Raw genomic sequence first — 18,095 nt, 5'->3', positions numbered from 1 at the left:
GTTTCATCCCTGAGGAGACAACATGAAGCAGTCAGTCTTGCTTGGCCGCATCCTGCGGATCGCGGCGACCGCCGCGGCGATCGGAACCGCCGGGCTCGCCTCGGCGCAGGTCGGTCCAGCGCCCAGCTCGTCCAGCCTCAATGCCACCGCCGGCCCCTTCGCGGTATCCACCAGCAACGTCATCCTGGCACGCGGCTTCGGCGGCGGCACCATCTACTACCCCAGCACCAGCGGCCTGTACGGCGTGGTGGCCATCAGCCCGGGCTTTACCGCCACCGAGTCCAGCGTCGCCTGGCTGGGCCGTCGCATGGCCACCCACGGCCTGGTGGTGATCACCATCAATACCAACACCACGCTGGACCAGCCCGCCAGCCGCGCCACGCAGCTGATGGCAGCGCTGAACTATGTGGTGAACAGCGCCAGCAGCACGGTGCGCAGCCGGGTCGACAGCACCAAGCTGGCGGTGGCCGGCCATTCGATGGGGGGCGGTGGCGCGTTGATCGCCGCGGAAGACAATCCGACGCTGAAGGCCTCGCTGCCGCTCACGCCCTGGAACCTCAGCACCAGCTTCACCCGGGTGCGCGTACCCACCCTGATCGTTGGCGCGGACGGTGACAGCGTGGCCTCGGTGACGGTCCATGCGCGTCCTTTCTATGCGAGCCTGCCGGCCAGCACCTTCAAGGCCTATGCGGAGCTGAATCTGGCCAGCCACTTCACGCCCAACAGCACCAACACGCCGATCGGCCGTTACGGTGTAGCCTGGATGAAGCGCTTCGTGGATGCGGACACCCGGTATTCGCCATTCCTGTGCGGCGCGGAGCACAACGCGTACAACACCGCCCTGGTGTTCGACCGCTACAACCAGAACTGCCCGTACTGATCCGCAGGAGCACGCCATGTCACACAAGCCTGTTCGCAAATCGGGCCGACGCTTCGGCGCAGTGATCGCCGTGGGACTGGGCGCTGCCATCCTGTTGGCCGGGGTGATCCTGGCCCTGCGGCCGCCGGCAGCGGACAAAGATCCGCAACCCGGCGCCGCCTTCCCATGGACCCAAGCCGCGGTGGCGAAAGATCCGTCCACCGTTTCCTCCCCGGATACCTCATCCGGCACCACCGGACTGAATCCGATGCCCGACCCAGCCGCCCTCGCCCAACTCGCGCCCACCGGTGCCGGCCGGGGCAAGGGGGTTTTTCGCATCGATGAATCGGGCCGACTGGTCGTCGACCAGGCCACCCGCGTCCGCGCCGAGGCGCTGCTGGCCCTGAACGAGGGACAGGCCTTGACAGCACGCATCGAGTCGGAACTGGCCGAGCTGCCCGCCCCTGCGGCGGCCGGTGCGCGCGAGCTGCTGGCCCAGTTCGATGCTTACCAGAATGCCCAGCGCGCCGCCTTCCCGCCGGGCAACGCGCCGCTGGTGCCGGAAGAAGGCCTGGCACAGCTGGACGCCCTGCAGGCGCTGCGCGCCGCGCACTTTGGCGCCGACGCCGCCAAGCGCATGTTCGCCGAGGACGACGCCGTCTCGCGCCGGCTTCTGGAGCTGATGCGGGACGACACCTCCACCGCGCTGAGCATGCAGGAGAAGGCGATGCGTGCGCAGGCGAAGTTTGACCTTGAGCGCGGCGCGGTTCGCCCTTGACGGCCTGCGGAGGCTGGCCGAGCATCCAGCCGCATGACCACCTTCTCTGCCGTGCCTAGGTTAGGCCTGCTGGGTGACAGCTTCATCTACACCTGTGCGTCGGTGCGCTCCCACGTGTGCCGCCATTCGGTCACGCTGGCGTGTGCGCTGGGATCCGAGCCGCTGACCGTGACGGTGGGCGGTCGACGATGGGTCGGTCAGCTTGTGGCGATGCGGCCGTTCTCCCCTCGCGAGATCGACTCCGGTGGCCAGCCGGTGGCGCTGATCGATCTGGAGCCGACCCACCTGCGCTACAACACCTTCAGCCGGTCGGCCTCCGGCCCGCCGCCGGTGCTGCTGCTGGACCCCGACCGCTTTGCCGGCCTGATCACCTGTGCACGCGCCTTCGCCGACCGCACCCTGGACGGCCGCCGGCTGCAGGCCTCGGTGCAGCTGCAGATCGGCAGCGTGGCCGACAGCATCGGGCCGCTGCGACCGGTGGACCCTCGGGTGCTGAGCATGATGGCGGCGGTGCGCATGGACACCGGCCTGTCGCTCGCGGCGCTGGGCCGGCATGTGGGCATGTCAGCCACCCAAGCCTCGCGCACCTTCGTGGAGGCCCTGGGCATCACGGTGCGGCAGTATTCGCTGGCGGCCAAGATCCAGCGCGCGGCCATGTTCTTCGGCAGCGGTCGGGCGTTGACCGAGATCGCGCTCGCCTCGGGCTTCACCGATTCGGCGCATCTGGCCAAGGTGTGGATGCGCTGCTATGGGGCCAGTCCGTCCAGTCATTTCGGCGCGCTGCGCGGGGTGGGCGACGGGCGGGTCGATCATGCGTGGCGGCAGCGGGTGAGTTTGGGCTCCACAGCTTGAACGGTGCAAGATTGCCTTCGCGCCTTGCGCCTTGCGCTTTTGCGGGTCGGTGCTTTTCCGCCCTTCCCGCCGTGAACCCGTCGCCGCAGACCTGGAGGGCTTTGCAGCGGTCGTGCTGATCGGAGCAGGCGCTGCCGCATGCCCTGTGCTCTCCCATCCAGGCGATGTCCCCACCCTGCTTCTTGGCAGAATGGCCCCGTTGCGTTTTCACTCCCGTCGGCACACGCCTTGTCCAGGTTCGCTCCGCTCGTCTCGTTGATTCCGCTGGTGTCACGCTTGCTCGGGCTGAGTCTGGCGGTGCTGGCGCTGTCGTCGAGCGCGCAGATGTCTGCACCCGCATCGACCGCGTCAACCGTGCCGAAGACCGCAATGCAGGCCGCATCCGCCGCTGCGGCGCCGGCCTCTCCGGTCTCCCGCGCAGGACCGAGGGCCATCCCCCAGGCACGTGGCCAATCCCTGGACCAGCTTTTCCACACCGGCTGGTCCACGCGCGAAGGCCTGAACGGTCCCGTCATGGCCATCGCGCAGACGCCAGACGGCTACCTCTGGGTGGGCACGGCCCATGGTCTGTTCCGCTTCGACGGCGTGCGCTTCGAACGGTTCGACACCTTGGCGGGAGACCGGTTGCAGAGCCAGTCGGTGCTGACGCTGCACGCCAATGCGGACAACAGCCTGTGGGTGGGATACCTCGGTGGTGGCATGAGCCTGGTGCGCGATGGCCAGGTGCTCACGCGCGAACCCGCGAAGGGGCTGTTCGAAGCGTCGACGCGCCGCTTTGTGACCGACCGCGATGGCCTCTTGTGGGTGTCCACCGGCCGCGCGCTGCACAAGCGCATCGGCAATTCCTGGGTTCCGGTCGGGCCGGAGCAAGGTTTGGGTGAACCGCAGAAGCGGCTGATCACGAGATCGATCGCCGTCGACGGCGAGGGCAACCTCTGGGTGGTCACCCAACGCGGCCTCTATGTGAAGGCACGCGGGCAGGAACGCTTCGTCAAGATTCAAGCACCGGACCTTGGCTTTGCCCAGATCGCCGTGGACGCGGACGGCCGGCTGTGGGCGACCCAATCCTCGGATCAGAACCGGTTCTGGCGGGTGCCTCGTCCGAACCATCCGGACGATCTTCCGGATGACGCTCACCCGGTGCCCAACAGTCTCTTCCAGCCGTTCTTCGACCGCCAAGGCTCGCTCTGGTACGGCGCGAGTGACGGCTTGAGTCGGGAGTGGCTGCCGGACGCCCGGCAGCGTGCGGAACGGCAACCGATTGACAGGGATGCCGCTTCAAGGAGCGCGGCACCGGAGTTTCGGGCCGCTCGGTCCGGTCAAGGCCTCGACGCCCGGTCGGCGGGCTCCACGGTGGCCGAGGCAAGCTCGGTGAGAACCCCCTTCGCCGCGCCGGCCAAGCAGCATTTCACGCCCACCCAGGGATTGACCGGCGACCAGGTGCTGGTGGTGTTCGAAGACCGTGAGGGATCGATGTGGGTGGGCACCAATGCCGGCCTGGACCGCTTCCGTCCGACGCGTGTCACACGGGTCGACTTCCCTCAGCCGCCCTCCCATCTGTCGATGTCGGTGGGACCGACCGGCGACCTGTGGTTCACGATGCGCCACCAGGGCCTGTTCCGTCTTTATCCGACCTCGGATGACGCCAGGCTGACCGCCGTGGACGTCGGCCGGGACCTGTCCTGGGCCAGCCTGCTGGTCGACCGCCAGGGCACCGTCTGGATGGGTGGGCGCCATGGTCTTTGGCGCCGCGGTCCGGATGGCCGCGCGATACGGGAAGTGCCGCCGGACCTCCAAGACTGGGACGGTACGGTCACGCACATCGCCGAGGACGCGGCAGGCGGCATCTGGATCGGCGCGAACGCCTACGGCGTGATGCGGCTGCACCAAGGCCAATGGACACGCATCACCGGTCGAAACGGCCTGTCTGACCGACCGGCCAATTGCATCGCGTTCGATGCGTCCGGGCAGGTGTGGATGGGCATTGGCGATCAAGTCATCCGCCTCCAGGACCAGACGATCACGCGCTTCTCCGAAGCCGACGGCCTGCGCGTGGGGGAGGTTCTGGAAATCATCCACCAGGGTGATCAGATGTGGATCGCCGGCGAGCGCGGCCTCCAACGCATGGAAGGCGGGCGCATTCACGACCTGCTGGCGGCCACGCCCGGGGCGCTGGAGGGCGTCAGCGGACTCGTGCTGACGGCACAGGGCGATCTCTGGCTCAACGGCAGCGCCGGCATCACCCGCATCAAGGCCGCCGACCTGGCGCGCGCCCGCACCGACCCGGCCTACCGCGTCCCGGTCATGCAGTGGGACACCCTCGACGGACTGCCCGGTCGAGCCGAAAAATCCTGGCCGCTTCGCACCGCCTTGCAGACACCGGATGGCCGCCTCTGGTTCAGCCTGGCCAACGGCCTGGTCATGCTGGACCCGGCTCAACTCAGCCAGAGCCCGAGCACGCCGCCTTTGCACGTGGCGCGTGTTTCGGCGAACGGACACGCCCTGGCACTGCCGCCATCGGCATCGATGACCGCGCCGACCGGTGCTTCGCTTGCTTCGGTTGCGCCGTCTGCGTCGTCTGCATCGTCTGCGCCATCTTCGGCGTCGGCGTGGTTTGCTTCCCTTGCACCGTTTGCAGCGCTTGCCCGGTTTGCCGCGTCCTCGGCACCTGCCGCCTCCTCCGGGACGCCCGGCACCGAGGCCCCCGCAGGCAGCACCGAGCTTCAGATCCACTACACCGCCACCTCTCTGGCCATGCCTGAGCGCATCCGATTCCGCTATCGATTGCTCGGTCTGGAAACGCAGTGGCAAGAGGCCGACACCCGGCGCCAGGCCTACTACACCAACCTCGGGCCGGGCCGCTACACCTTCGAGGTCCTGGCCACCAATGCCGATGGCGTCTGGAGCGCTGCGCCCGCGCGCCTGCAGATCCACATTCCACCGCTGCTGGTGGAGACGATCTGGTTTCGCGGCCTGCTGGTGTTGGCGGTGTTGCTGATGTTGGCGCTGATCGTCATGGCCCGGTTGCGACAGATCGAAGCCCGCGCCAGCGAGCGGATGCTGGCCCGGTTGCAGGAACGCTCCCGTATCGCGCAGGATCTTCACGACACGCTGCTGCAGGGGTTCCAGGGCCTGATGCTGCGTTTCCAGAAGGTCGCCCGAGGCATTCCGCCGGGGACGCCCGCGCGCGACGAGATGGCGCGCGTGCTCGACCAGGCCGACGCCCTGCTCGTGGAAGGACGTGATCGCGTCACCGAACTGCATCTCCCGCCCCAGGACGCCGACCCGCTGGAGCAGACGCTGGACGCGCTGGGTCGGGACCTGGCGACCTATCACAGCGCTGCATTCACCGCGGTGGTCGACGGCGCGTCGCGGGCGCTGCAACCCAAGGTGCAGGCGGAACTGGCGCTCGTCGCCCGAGAGGCTTTGTTCAATGCCTTCCAGCACGCAGAAGCCACGCACATCCAATTGGCACTGAACTACGGCGATACCGCTCTGAGCCTGACCGTCACCGACAACGGCGTGGGTCTGCCCGACGACACCCTGGCAAGCGGATCGCGGCCCGGCCATTGGGGTTTGAGCGGCATGCGCTCGCGCCTGACCGCGATCGGTGGTGCTCTGCAGATCCACAGCCGACCAGGACAAGGCGCCACCGTGGCCATGACGATCCCGGCAGCCATGGCCTACGCGCATGTCGAACCACGCGTCGGCTTCTCGCGCTGGCGCGCCTGGTGGGAACGGCGTCTCGCGAATTGAAGGAGACGGCGGCACGCTCACGGCCGCACGGCGCCGTGCAAGATGCGGCCGACGCATCGACAGGCCCGCCACCTCAAACAGACGACCTGCCATCGTCCCGCCGGCGACCCGCCGCAACATGCCGCCGCGACGCGGCACGTTCCCTTACACTCGGCCCGCTTCCACTGATCCCTACGCCCATTACCCATGAAGAGGTCCAAGACCGTCCATCCCGCCGGCAAGGTGACATTGGGCATGGTGGCGCAGGCCAGCGGCGTCTCGCCGAGCACCGTCTCGCGCATCCTCAACGGCACCGCCGTCGTGAGCCAGGACAAGAAGGACGCCGTCGACCGCGCCATTGCCGAACTCGGTTTCGTGCCCAATCCGATTGCCCGGGTGCTGGCCGGCGGGCGCTCGCTCAGCGTCGGCGTGGTGACCCAGTCGATCGACAGCCCGTATTACGGCGTCGCGCTGCGCGGCATCGAAGAGGTGCTCGACACCGTCGGTTATGTGCCGCTGTTCGCCAGCGGCCATTGGAATGCCAAGGAAGAACAGCGCTGCATCGACACGCTGCGCGCCCGTCGCGTGGACGGCCTCATCGTGCTCACCGGCCGGCTCAGTGACGAGTCGCTGCGCAAGCTGGCCAAGGAACTGCCGGTGGTGGTGACCGGCCGCACGATGAAGGCGCCCGGCCTGTATGCGCTGAACTTCAATGACTTCGAAGGCGCTCGCCTGGCCACCCACCATCTGCTGACGCTGGGGCATCGTCAGATCGCCTTCATCACCGGCGATCCGGTCCACCCGGATGCCCAGGAGCGCCTGCGCGGCTACCGGGCCGCGCTGGAAGCGGCCGGGGTGCGCTATCAGCCGTCGCTGGTGTTGCCCGGCCTCTTCCATGAGGACAGCGGCCTGATGGCGGTCGAGCGCCTGATCGACAGCCGCCAGCCCTTCACCGCCATCTTCGCGGCCAATGACCAGATGGCCTTCGGCGCGAACCTCGCGCTGCATCGCCGCGGCATTCGGGTGCCTGATGACGTCTCCATCGTCGGCTTCGACGACCTCGCCGGCGCCGGCCATGCCATCCCGCCGCTCACCACCATCCATCAAGCCGGCCTGGAACTGGGCCGCTGCGCCGCCCAGGCGCTGATGGACCTGCTGGCCGACAAGAAGCCCACCGCGCAGTTGCCGGAACCGCGGCTGATCATCCGGTCCTCGACCCGCGCCCTCTGAACCCCAGGCGCCACCGCGCCTGCCCTGCCTCGTGCCCGAGGTGTCCTAGCACTAACCCTGGTGCTGGCGTGGCCTGGTCGCCGCTATCATGAAAGCGCTTTCAGACGGTCCTGCGCGAAGTCGCGATCCGTCTGAAAGCGTCCAACACATCAGCGCACCGCCCCAAGAGGCAGGTGCCGGAGACAAGGAGACGTTCCACATGCGGCAACCGGCCCGATGGCTGCTCGCGCTCTGTGCAGGCCTGACCCTGGCGCCACTCGCCGGGTCAGGTCTTGCCGCATCGTCAGCGACGCCGACCACCGCCACGCCTGCCGGTGCAGTCAAGGCGCCGGTGATGACGCTCACCGTGGCCGCCTTTCCCGCCGTGGACGAGATCGTGCGCGCCTCGCTGCCCGCCTGGAACGCGCTGCATCCCGAGGTGGAGGTGAAGGTCGTCAGCCGCGAGGTCAACGACCACCACACCGCGATGACCACCGCGCTGTCCACCGCCAAGGGCCTGCCCGACGTGATGGCGCTGGAAGTCGGCTACCTGGGCCGATTCGCGCAGGGATCGGGTCTGCAGGACCTGTCGCAGCCACCGTATTCGCTGCGCGACGATCAGCGCCGGTTCGTGGCGTATGCCTTCGACCAGGCCACCACCGCCAGCGGCTCGGTGCTGGCGGTGCCCACCGACATCGGTCCCGGCACCCTGCTCTATCGCACCGATCTGCTGAGCCGCGCCGGTCTGCGCGAATCCGATCTGACCGGCAGCTGGACCGGTTATGTCGACGCCGGCATCAAGATCAAGGCCGCCACCGGCGCCTATCTCATGGCCCATGCGCGGGACATGAAGGACATCCTGATCCGCACTGGCCTGCAACCCGGCGAAGGCCTGTACTTCGACAAGGACTCGCGCCCGGTGGTCACCTCGCCCCGGTTCGTGCGCGCCTTCGAGCTGGCGCGTGAGGTGCGTCGCCAGCGGCTGGATGCCAAGGTCACCGCCTGGTCCGCCGACTGGAGCGAAGGCTTCAAGCGCGGCACCATCGCGACCCAGATGTCCGGCGCCTGGCTGGCCGGTCACCTGAACAACTGGCTGGCGCCCACCACCCGCGGCAAATGGCGTGCGGCCCAATTGCCGGACGGCGCCTTCGCGGCCTACGGCGGCTCCTTCTTTGCCATGGCCCGCGCCGGCGATGCGCAGCGCAAGCCGATGGCCTGGGCCTTCATCCGCTTCATCACCATGAACCGCGATCTTCAACTGGCCGCCTTCAAGACGCAGGATGCCTTCCCCGCCCTGCTCGATGCGCACCAGGACGCGTTCTATGAGCAGCCGCTGCCCTTCCTGGGCGGCCAGGTGGCGCGACGCGAATGGCGCGATGCCGCCAGCCACATCCGCGCCGTGCCGGTGCACAAGCAGGATGCCTTCGCCCGCGAAGTGATCGACACCGAACTCGACAAGGTGCTCGAGCGCGGCAAGGACATCCCGACCGCGCTGGCCGACGCCCAACGCCTGCTCGCGTTGCGTGCGCATCGCTGAGGACACAGGACCATCTTGATGCTTCGACTCCCGCCCTTCCTGCGACTCTCGCCCCGCTACGCGCCGTATGCGCTGCTGGCGCCGTTCCTGGTGCTGTTCGTCGTGTTCGGCATCTTCCCGCTGCTGTTCTCGCTCTATCTGGCCTTCCACAGCTGGGAACCCACCAGCGGACTTGGTGCGATGCACTGGGTCGGCCTGGACAACTTCGCCTTCGCGCTGCAGGATGAATGGTTCTGGAAATCGCTGCGCAACACCGGCTGGCTGGCGGTGGCCTCCGGCCTGCCGCAGCATCTGGTGGCGATTCCGCTGGCCACCTTCCTGCACCTGGGTTTCCGCCGCTGGCGCAATCCGATGGTGGGCGCCTGGTTCCTGCCCTACATCACCTCGTCGGTGGCGATTGCGATCCTGTTCAGCTCGCTGTTCTCCACCGACTACGGCCTGATCAACCTGGCGATTGCCACCGTGCGCGAGATCCCGCTGCTCGGCGCGCTGATGCCGAACGCCGCGGTGGATTGGCTCAATGATCCGGACTCGCTCAAACCCGCCATCGCCACCATCGTGTTCTGGCGCTATGTGGGCTTCAACGTGGTGCTGTACCTGGCTGCGCTGCAGACGATTCCGGTCGACCTCTATGAAGCCGCGACCATCGACGGTGCCGGCCGCTTCCAGCAGTTCTTCCACATCACCTTGCCCAGCCTGCGGCCGATGATCCTGTTCGGCGTGACGCTGAGCGTGATCGGCGGACTGCAGCTGTTCGAGGAGCCCTTCATCCTCACCGGTGGCAAGGGCGGCTCGGACCAGGCCGGCATGACGGCGGCGGTCTATCTCTACCGCAATGCCTTCGACTTCAATGATTTCGGCGCCGCCAGCGCGATGTCCTGGCTGCTGTTCCTGGTGGTGGCGACGCTCACCTGGCTGACCCACCGTGCGTTCCGCCGTCAGGGCGACTGAAGCGAGCCCGCCCACGACATGAGCACCACGATGCAAGCCCCTTTCGACACCGCCGGCACGGCCGCCACCGGTGGGCACCGGATGAGCGCCTGGGCGGCCTACCTGATGGTCGGCGTCGGCGCGCTGATCATGCTGGCGCCGTTCTATTTCATGTTCGTGTTCGCGACCCATTCGCGCACCGAGATCTTCAGCCTGCCGCCGCCGATGTGGTTTGGCGACGACCTGCTGGCCAACCTCCAGATCCTGACCCAGCGCCTGCCGTTCTGGCGCAACCTGGGCTTGAGCCTGTATGTGGGCGTGTGCAACACGCTGCTGACACTGCTGTTCTGTTCCATGGGCGGCTATGCCTTCGCCTTGTACGAGTTCCGCTTCAAGAAGGCGCTGTTCGGGCTGGTGATGGGCACGATGCTGCTGCCCAGCTTCATGAACATGATCCCGAGCTTCATGATCATGGACCTGCTGGGCTGGATCGACCAACCCCGCGCGCTCTACATCCCCGGCGCGGCCAGCGCCTTCGGCATCTTCCTGATGCGTCAGTTCATCGGCGCCTCGGTGCCCCGTGAACTGGTGGAAGCAGCCCGCATGGACGGCTGCGGCGAGATCGGCATCTATGCCCGCATCGTGCTGCCGCTGCTCAAGCCGGCGCTGGGCACGCTGGGGCTGATCACCTTCATCGCCTCCTGGAACAACTTCATCGGGCCGCTGGTGGTGATGCGCTCGCCCGACATGTACACCCTGCCCCTGGCCTTGCGCAGCCTGCAAAGCCCGGTGGACACCGAATGGGGGGCGCTGATGGCCGGTTCCGCCATCGCCACGCTGCCCCTGATCGTCCTGTTCATGCTGTGTTCGCGGCAACTCATCTCCGGCCTGACCACCGGCGCGGTGAAGTAACGCACCCGGCCAACACGCCAACACGCCCACACGGCAACACGCCAACACCCAACGCCAGCCACTTCGCCAGCCCAAGACCCCAACCCCGCCGGCCCCGTCGACTTTCGACCTTCGACCCGTCCCCCGGCGGCTCTCCCCGCACACCACGCGCCACGCGCGCCTGCCTCGATGGATTCCAACGCTTCCACCCTCGCCTTGCCGACGGCCTCCGCCGCCGCCTTCCCTGCCGACTTCATCTGGGGCGTCGCCACCAGTGCGTTCCAGATCGAAGGCGCACCCGATGCCCATGGCAAGGGTCCGTCCATCTGGGACACCTTCTGCCGACAGCCCGGCGCCATCGCCGACGGCAGCAATGGCGACGTGGCCTGCGACCACGTGGCGCGCCTGGACGACGACCTGGACATGATCCGCGACCTGGGCGTGCAGGCCTACCGCTTTTCGGTCTCCTGGCCCCGGGTGCGCGCCACCGGCGACGGCGCCTGGAACGAGGCCGGACTGGCCTTCTACGAGCGCCTGGTGGACGGCCTGATCGCCCGCGGCATCAAGCCCTACCTCACCCTCAACCACTGGGATCTGCCGCAGGCGCTGCAGGACCAGGGCGGCTGGGCGAACCGGGCCACCGTGCATCGCTTCGTGGAATACGCCCTTGGCATCGCCGAGCGACTGGGCGACCGGGTGGTCTCGATCGCCACCCACAACGAGCCCTGGGTGATGGCCCAGCTCGGCCATGAGACCGGCATCTTCGCTCCCGGCATCAAGGACCGCGGCATCGCGGCCCAGGTCTCGCATCACCTGCTGCTGAGCCATGGCCTGGCGGTGACGGCGATGCGGGCGGCGGGCGTGAAAGCCTCGCTGGGCATCGTGCTGAACCTGTCGCCGATGTATCCCGCCACCGATTCCGAGGCCGATCGCGCCAAGGCTCGGCTGGAAGACGGTCGCATCCGCCGCTGGTACATGGACCCGCTGTTCAAGGCCACCTATCCGCAGGATGTGCTGGACGACCTCGGCCATGCCGCGCCGTATGTCGAGGCCGGCGACATGGCGCTGATCAATGTGCCGATCGACTTCCTGGGGGTGAACTACTACTCCCGCGGCATGGTCAGTGCGGACAACTCGTTCGATCCCAAGACCAGCGGCCTGGAGCTGACCGACATGGGCTGGGAGGTCTATCCGCAAGGGCTGACCGATCTGCTGGTGCAACTGCACCGCGACTATCCGATCAAGCGGCTGTATGTGACCGAGAACGGCGGCGCCTTCAAGGATCCGGTGGGCGCCGACGGCCAGGTCCATGACGAGGACCGCACCCGCTATCTGGACACCCACATCGCCGCCGTGGGCGAGGCGATCCGCCAGGGCGTGCCGATGGGCGGCTACATGGTGTGGAGCCTGATGGACAACTTCGAATGGGCCTCGGGCTACGAGAAGCGCTTCGGCATCGTGCATGTGGACTACGCCACCCAGCGCCGCACCCTCAAGGACAGTGCGCTGGCCTATCGCAACTTCGTGCTGCGGCAACGGGCCGCACGCGGCTGAATTTCAGGAGCGGCTTATGGGACAAGTCACGCTGCGCGGCATTCGCAAGCGCTACGGTCAGAGCGAGGTCATCCAGGGTCTGGACCTGGAGGTGCGCGACGGTGAGTTCATGGTGTTCGTCGGACCCTCGGGCTGCGGCAAGAGCACCACCTTGCGGATGATCGCGGGGCTGGAGGAGATCAGCGGCGGCGAGCTGCTGATCGACGGCCAGCGCGCCAACGACCTGCGACCCGCCGACCGCGGCGCGGCCATGGTGTTCCAGAGCTATGCGCTGTATCCCCACATGACGGTGGCGGAAAACATGGGCTTCGCGCTGAAGATGGCCGGCATCGGCCGGGCCGAGCGCGACCTCCAGGTGCGCCGCACCGCCGAGATCCTGCGCATCACCGACCTGCTGGATCGCACGCCCAAGCAACTCTCCGGTGGCCAGCGCCAGCGAGTGGCGATCGGCCGAGCAATCGTGCGCAAGCCCAAGGTCTTCCTGTTCGACGAGCCGCTGTCCAACCTGGACGCCGCACTGCGGGTGGACATGCGCATCGAGCTGACCCGGCTGCATCAGCAGCTCGGCACCACCATGATCTATGTCACCCACGACCAGGTGGAGGCAATGACCATGGGGGACCGCATCGCCGTGTTCAACAAGGGTCGCATCGAGCAGTTGGGCGCGCCCATGGATCTTTACCGCCGGCCCGCCAATGAATTCGTCGCGAGCTTCCTTGGCGCACCGCGCATCAACTTCATCGAACGTCCGGCGGCGAATGCGCCCGGCGCCCACCGCCAGCTGTGGTCCGCCCTGGGCGGCGACCAGAGCAGCCGCGCCCAACGCCTCGGCCTGCGGCCGGAGCACCTGGCGCTGGCGCCCACCGGGGGCCACGGCGTGCCCGCCAGCGTGGTGCTGGCCGAGCACCTGGGCGATGTCTCGATCCTGCATCTGCGGGTCGAGGGCGTCGACGGCCTGCTGACCGCCAAGCTGTCGTCCAGCCCGACGTCGCTGACCGAGGGCCAGGTCGTGCAGGTGATCGCCCAACCGCAGGAAGCCCTGGGCTTCGATGCCGAGGCTCGCGCGGTCGATCCGCCTGCCCGCGCTGCCGCTTGAGTGCCGCAGCACGACCGTCCATCGATCCATTCGCAATACCCCGCGTCCGAGTGGCGCGATCCATTCGCTAGGGAAAGTCAGTAGAGGACACCGGACCGAAGCGGTTAAATTCTGAAAGCGCTTTCACAACAGCCGGACCTGCGTCGACGACGCGTGTCCGGGCGGTGGGAAAGTGCCGGAGCGACGGGAACCAGCGGCCACACGAGCTGCGCCCGCACCGGATCCGAATCCAGCTTGCCCTGCATCACAACGGTCCGCACACAGACGCGGGCCGGGCCAAGACTGAGACATAACAAGGAGACAAGATGACCGTCCAATCCAGCCGACAGCGGCAACTTCGCCTGCCCACGGGTCTGCCCCGTCGCCAACCCGTGGCGGTGGCCTGTGCCACGCTGTTCTTCACCGTCGCCACCCAGGCTCAACAGGCGCCGGAGCCGCCTGCAGCCGCCGCCTCCGCGGCCACTGCGGCAACGGCCCAGGCCACCGCGCCCAGCGTGCAGGTCGCGCAAGCCAACACGGGCAATACCGCCCAAGGCCAGCAGCCCCAGCAGATCGAGACCGTGGTGGTCTCCGGCATCCGCCGCTCGCTGGACAGCTCGCTCACCCTTAAGCGCAACACCCATGGTGTGGTGGACGGCATCGTGGCCGAGGACATCGGCAAGTTCCCGGACACCAACCTCGCCGAATCGATGCAGCGCATCAGCGGCGTGTCCATCGACCGTTCCAACGGCGAAGGCTCGAAGGTCACCGTCCGTGGCGTGGGCCCCGACTTCAACCTGGTGTTGCTCAACGGCCGCCAGATGCCGGCGTCCAGCATCGCCGACACGTCCGCCTCCAACTCGCGCGCCTTCGACTTCGCCAACCTCGCGGCGGAATCCATCGCCGCGCTGGAGGTCTACAAGACCAGCCGCGCCAGCACGCCCACCGGCGGCATCGGTGCGACGATCAACATCAAGACCGCCCGTCCGCTGGACACCCGCGAGACGGTCGCCAGCATCGGCGTGAAGGCGGTCTACGACGAATCGAACAAGCACCTGCCTGAGTTGCTCAAGGGCGACAAGGTCACGCCGGAGGTCTCCGGCATCTACAGCACCACCTTCGCCGACGGCATGTTCGGCGTGGCGCTGAGCGGCAGCTTCCAGCGCCGCGACTCCGGCTACAACCAGGCCGGCGTGCCCAACGGCTGGCGGCCGCAGCGCGGCAATGAAACCGGTTACGGCACGATTCCGCAGGCGGGTCAGCCCGGCTCCGAGAACATCGTCAACCGGCCCGGTGCGACCGATGTCTACTCGCTGCCGCAGAACCTGAACTACAACATGAACGGCATCAGCCGTGAGCGGACCAACGGCCAGCTGACCTTCCAGTTCGCGCCGACCAAGGCCATCACCGCGACGCTGGACTTCACCGGATCGCAGAACAAGATCCACACCAAGCGCAACGACCTGTCCGCCTGGTTCAACTTCGGCCCGTCGAGCAGCGCCTGGACCAGCGGTCCGGTGGCCGGCCCAACCTATTACTCCGAAACGATTACGCCGGCCACCGCCGACCTGGCGATGGGCGGCGCCGAGTTCGGTGTCAAGAACAAGAACCAGTCGACCGGCTTCAACCTGGAATGGAAAGCCAGCGACCGGCTGTCGCTGGCCTTCGATGCCCACCACTCCACCGCCACCTCCGGCGCGGACAGCCCTTACGGCACCAATGCGGTGATCGGCACGGCCAGCTTCAACCGCGGCACCACCAGCGTCGACTTCACCAAGGATCTGCCGATCCTGATCATCGACGGCACCTCGGCGGATGCGTCGCGCCAACTGGTGACCGGCTCGTCCTTCCGCAACAGCTACATGAAGTCGGGCGTGGACCAGCAACAGGTCACCGGCAGCTGGAAGCTGGACGAGGCCTCGAAGCTGGACTTCGGCGTGGGCGCCACCAAGGTCAAGAACCGCTCGGCCTACGGCTTCGTGCAAAACGACACCTGGGGCGGCGCCACCAGCGCGGCGGACTATCCGGACCAGGTCTGGATGCCGCAGTCGCTGCGCCCGTACTTCAGCAATATCAGCGGCAGCAGCGATCCGCGGCTGTTCAACCAGTTCTTCGTCTGGGACTTCAAAACGGTGCGCGACCTGGCGGCCAAGGCCGACGGCAACGAGGCCAAGTTCCTCGCGCCCACCGAGTTCTCCACCGACCGCCGCACCCAGGAAAAGTCCAACAGCGCCTTCCTGCAGTACAGCCGCGACTGGGAACTTGGCGTGCCGATGAGCGCCACCGTGGGCATGCGCTACGAGACCACCAAGGTGAAGTCGACCGCGCTGGTGCCGATCTCCACCGGCATCACCTGGGGCTCCAACAACGAGCTGACGGTGCTCAAGGGTGATCCGGGCTTCACCACGCTGGACGGCAAGTACAGCTACTGGCTGCCCAGCATCGACTGGGACGCCGACCTGACCGACCGCGTCAAGCTGCGCGCCAGCTATGGCCAGACCATCGGCCGGCCGGGCTGGGGCGACATCCAAGGCGGTCAGACGCTGGACCAGTTGGCCCGCGTCAGCGGCGGCACCGGTGCCCAGGGCAATCCGGCGCTCAAGCCGCTGAAGTCGAAGAACTTCGACCTGTCGCTGGAGTTCTACTACGCCAAGTCCAGCTACCTGTCGGCCGGTTTCTTCCGCAAGAACATTGCCAACTACATCGGCAACAGCATCACCGCGTCCACGCCGTTCAACCTGCACACGCCGATCGGCGGCAGGCTCTACAACGAAGCGGTGGGCACCGGCGGCTGCGCCCAGGATCTGACCTGCATCCGCAACTACATCCTGAACAACTACAACGGCCGCAACGGCGTGGTGCGCACCGGCTTTGACGACAACGGCAATGCGCAGGGCACCATCGCCGGCCAGGCGGACGATCCGATCGCGACCTTCCAGATCACTTCGCCGACCAACCAGCGTTCCAACTCGCTGAGCGGCTACGAGCTGAACATCCAGCATTCGTTCGGTCAGACCGGCTTCGGCGTGGCGGCCAACTACACCCATGTGAAGTCGGGCCTGAAGTACGACGGCACCAGCTTCGCCGAGCAGTACGCGCTGCCCGGTCTCAGCGATTCGGCCAACCTGGTCGGCTTCTATGAGAACGACAAGGTCAGCGTGCGGATGGCCTACAACTGGCGCGACAAGTTCCTCACCGCGCTCAACGACGGCAATTCGCTGGGTCGCTCCTCGCCGATCTACACCGAGGCTTATGGCCAGGTGGATGTCAGCCTGGGCTACAAGTTCACCGAGCGCCTGAGTGTGCAGGGCGAGGTGATCAACCTGACCGACGAAGTCCAGCGCCTGCATGGCCGGACCAAGGAGGAAGTGGTGGCGGTGACCCAGACCGGCCGGCGCTACATGCTGGGACTGCGCTACAAGTTCTGATCGAGCCCCACTTGATCGGCGCGCGGCATCCCACCGCCTGACGGCCCGGCGCGCGAGTCCTCGTGATTCGCGCGCCGGTGTCGTTGTGGCGCGGGGAGGCCGGGGCCGCACCACAGGCCGGATCTAAGGGCTTGTCCGTGATCCAGGCATGCCGGCATCGGTCCTAGACTTGCGTCCCGCACTCCTCGCCCAGCTCGTCGCCATGCCCTCCCCGTCCATGACACCGATTCGCGAGCTTCATCTCTCCGCTCAATGCCAGCCGGGCGTGCTGCCGCGCGGGCTGGTGGAAGCCGCCGAGCCCGTCGTGCTGCGGGGATTCACCGCCCACTGGCCGGCGGTGGCAGCGGGCCGATCGTCCGATCAGGCGGCCGTGGACTACCTGGGCCGCTGCGGCGCCGGCGCGCCGGTGGCGGTGATGGCCGGCGCGCCGGAGATCGACGGTCGCATCTTCTACAACGACGACCTCACCGGCGTGAACTTCCAGCGCCAGGATGCGCCGCTCCCGGCGGTGATGGCGGCGCTGCTGGCCCTCAAGGGCGAACCTCGACCGCCCTGCTATTACGTCGGCTCCACCACGGTCGAGGACGTGCTGCCGGGCTTTCGCCGCCACAACGACCTGGACCTGAGCGCGGCACCCGGCGGGTCGGACGCCCTCGTCAGCGTCTGGCTGGGCAACCGCACCCGGATCGCGCCGCATTACGACCTGCCGGACAACCTGGCCTGCGTCACCGCCGGACGGCGGCGCTTCACCCTGTTCCCGCCGGAGCAACTGCCCAACCTCTACATCGGTCCGATCGACTTCACCCTGGCCGGCCAACCGGTGAGCCTGGTGGACCTGAATCAGCCCGACTTCGAACGCCATCCCCGCTTCGCCGAAGCGCTGGCCCATGCCCAGGTGGCCGAGCTGCATCCAGGCGATGCGATCTACATCCCCAGCATGTGGTGGCACCAGGTGGAAGCTCTGGACGATTTCAATGTGCTGGTGAACTACTGGTGGCGCCAATCGCCGGCGCACATGGACTCGCCGGTCGCCGCGCTGATGCTGGCCTTGATGACGCTGCGCGATCTGCCGGCGCCGCAGCGTCGCGCGTGGCAGGGCGTGTTCGATCACTATGTTTTCCAAGCCGACGAGCGCACCGCTGCCCACATTCCCCCGCATGCCCGCCATGTGCTGGCACCGCTGACGCCCGACGGCGCGCAGCACCTGCGCGCCCATCTGCTGAACCGACTTCACCGCTGAGAGCATC

The 18,095-nt window shown here is 67.4% G+C and carries 12 protein-coding genes; all 12 read left to right on the top strand.

From position 1 onward, the window contains the following. Positions 1-22: 22 nt before the first annotated feature. The 12 genes from N4261_RS13160 (at position 23) to N4261_RS13105 (ending at position 18,088) form a co-directional block, all read left to right on the top strand. Entirely contained in the window at positions 23-880 is an 858-nt protein-coding gene (locus N4261_RS13160; protein WP_261760582.1) for an alpha/beta hydrolase family protein, read from the top strand. A gap of 16 nt (positions 881-896) precedes the next feature. After that, positions 897-1,637: a lipase secretion chaperone gene (locus N4261_RS13155; RefSeq protein ID WP_261760581.1), complete on the top strand. Its 741-nt coding sequence runs from the start codon at positions 897-899 to the stop codon at positions 1,635-1,637. A gap of 33 nt (positions 1,638-1,670) precedes the next feature. Then, positions 1,671-2,489, top strand: coding sequence for a helix-turn-helix domain-containing protein (locus N4261_RS13150; RefSeq protein ID WP_261760580.1), 819 nt, complete (start codon positions 1,671-1,673; stop codon positions 2,487-2,489). Between the two features lie 228 nt (positions 2,490-2,717). After that, entirely contained in the window at positions 2,718-6,245 is a 3,528-nt protein-coding gene (locus N4261_RS13145; protein ID WP_261760579.1) for a sensor histidine kinase, read from the top strand. Between the two features lie 186 nt (positions 6,246-6,431). Then, positions 6,432-7,454, top strand: coding sequence for a LacI family DNA-binding transcriptional regulator (locus N4261_RS13140; protein ID WP_261760578.1), 1,023 nt, complete (start codon positions 6,432-6,434; stop codon positions 7,452-7,454). A 199-nt stretch (positions 7,455-7,653) separates the two neighbouring features. Beyond that, entirely contained in the window at positions 7,654-8,970 is a 1,317-nt protein-coding gene (locus tag N4261_RS13135) for an ABC transporter substrate-binding protein (RefSeq protein WP_261760577.1), read from the top strand. An 18-nt stretch (positions 8,971-8,988) separates the two neighbouring features. Beyond that, positions 8,989-9,921 (top strand): carbohydrate ABC transporter permease, encoded by a 933-nt coding sequence (locus N4261_RS13130; RefSeq protein WP_261760702.1) that lies wholly within the window; start codon positions 8,989-8,991, stop codon positions 9,919-9,921. 30 nt (positions 9,922-9,951) lie between these two features. Beyond that, on the top strand, positions 9,952-10,812 hold the full coding sequence (locus N4261_RS13125) for a carbohydrate ABC transporter permease (RefSeq protein ID WP_261760576.1): 861 nt from the start codon (positions 9,952-9,954) through the stop codon (positions 10,810-10,812). A gap of 168 nt (positions 10,813-10,980) precedes the next feature. Then, positions 10,981-12,345, top strand: coding sequence for a GH1 family beta-glucosidase (locus N4261_RS13120; RefSeq protein WP_261760575.1), 1,365 nt, complete (start codon positions 10,981-10,983; stop codon positions 12,343-12,345). Between the two features lie 16 nt (positions 12,346-12,361). Continuing rightward, positions 12,362-13,441 carry an ABC transporter ATP-binding protein gene (locus N4261_RS13115; RefSeq protein WP_261760574.1) on the top strand — a complete coding sequence of 360 codons (1,080 nt, stop codon included), beginning with the start codon at positions 12,362-12,364 and terminating at the stop codon, positions 13,439-13,441. Between the two features lie 305 nt (positions 13,442-13,746). After that, positions 13,747-16,848 carry a TonB-dependent receptor gene (locus tag N4261_RS13110; protein ID WP_261760573.1) on the top strand — a complete coding sequence of 1,034 codons (3,102 nt, stop codon included), beginning with the start codon at positions 13,747-13,749 and terminating at the stop codon, positions 16,846-16,848. 217 nt (positions 16,849-17,065) lie between these two features. Next, positions 17,066-18,088 carry a cupin-like domain-containing protein gene (locus tag N4261_RS13105; protein WP_261760572.1) on the top strand — a complete coding sequence of 341 codons (1,023 nt, stop codon included), beginning with the start codon at positions 17,066-17,068 and terminating at the stop codon, positions 18,086-18,088. The last annotated feature ends 7 nt before the right edge of the window (positions 18,089-18,095 follow it).

The sequence above is a fragment of the Roseateles amylovorans genome (assembly GCF_025398155.2).
GTDB classification, from domain to species: domain Bacteria; phylum Pseudomonadota; class Gammaproteobacteria; order Burkholderiales; family Burkholderiaceae_C; genus Roseateles; species Roseateles amylovorans.
This window is presented reverse-complemented; position numbering and strand designations above follow the sequence as displayed.

What these genes read in the sequence shown, in the direction of transcription:
- N4261_RS13160 (WP_261760582.1), top strand. Translation starts at nt 23, where the DNA reads ATGAAGCAGTCAGTCTTGCTTGGCCGCATCCTGCGGATCGCGGCGACC.
- N4261_RS13155 (WP_261760581.1), top strand. Translation starts at nt 897, where the DNA reads ATGTCACACAAGCCTGTTCGCAAATCGGGCCGACGCTTCGGCGCAGTG.
- N4261_RS13150 (WP_261760580.1), top strand. Translation starts at nt 1,671, where the DNA reads ATGACCACCTTCTCTGCCGTGCCTAGGTTAGGCCTGCTGGGTGACAGC.
- N4261_RS13140 (WP_261760578.1), top strand. Translation starts at nt 6,432, where the DNA reads ATGAAGAGGTCCAAGACCGTCCATCCCGCCGGCAAGGTGACATTGGGC.
- N4261_RS13135 (WP_261760577.1), top strand. Translation starts at nt 7,654, where the DNA reads ATGCGGCAACCGGCCCGATGGCTGCTCGCGCTCTGTGCAGGCCTGACC.
- N4261_RS13130 (WP_261760702.1), top strand. Translation starts at nt 8,989, where the DNA reads ATGCTTCGACTCCCGCCCTTCCTGCGACTCTCGCCCCGCTACGCGCCG.
- N4261_RS13125 (WP_261760576.1), top strand. Translation starts at nt 9,952, where the DNA reads ATGCAAGCCCCTTTCGACACCGCCGGCACGGCCGCCACCGGTGGGCAC.
- N4261_RS13120 (WP_261760575.1), top strand. Translation starts at nt 10,981, where the DNA reads ATGGATTCCAACGCTTCCACCCTCGCCTTGCCGACGGCCTCCGCCGCC.
- N4261_RS13115 (WP_261760574.1), top strand. Translation starts at nt 12,362, where the DNA reads ATGGGACAAGTCACGCTGCGCGGCATTCGCAAGCGCTACGGTCAGAGC.
- N4261_RS13110 (WP_261760573.1), top strand. Translation starts at nt 13,747, where the DNA reads ATGACCGTCCAATCCAGCCGACAGCGGCAACTTCGCCTGCCCACGGGT.
- N4261_RS13105 (WP_261760572.1), top strand. Translation starts at nt 17,066, where the DNA reads ATGACACCGATTCGCGAGCTTCATCTCTCCGCTCAATGCCAGCCGGGC.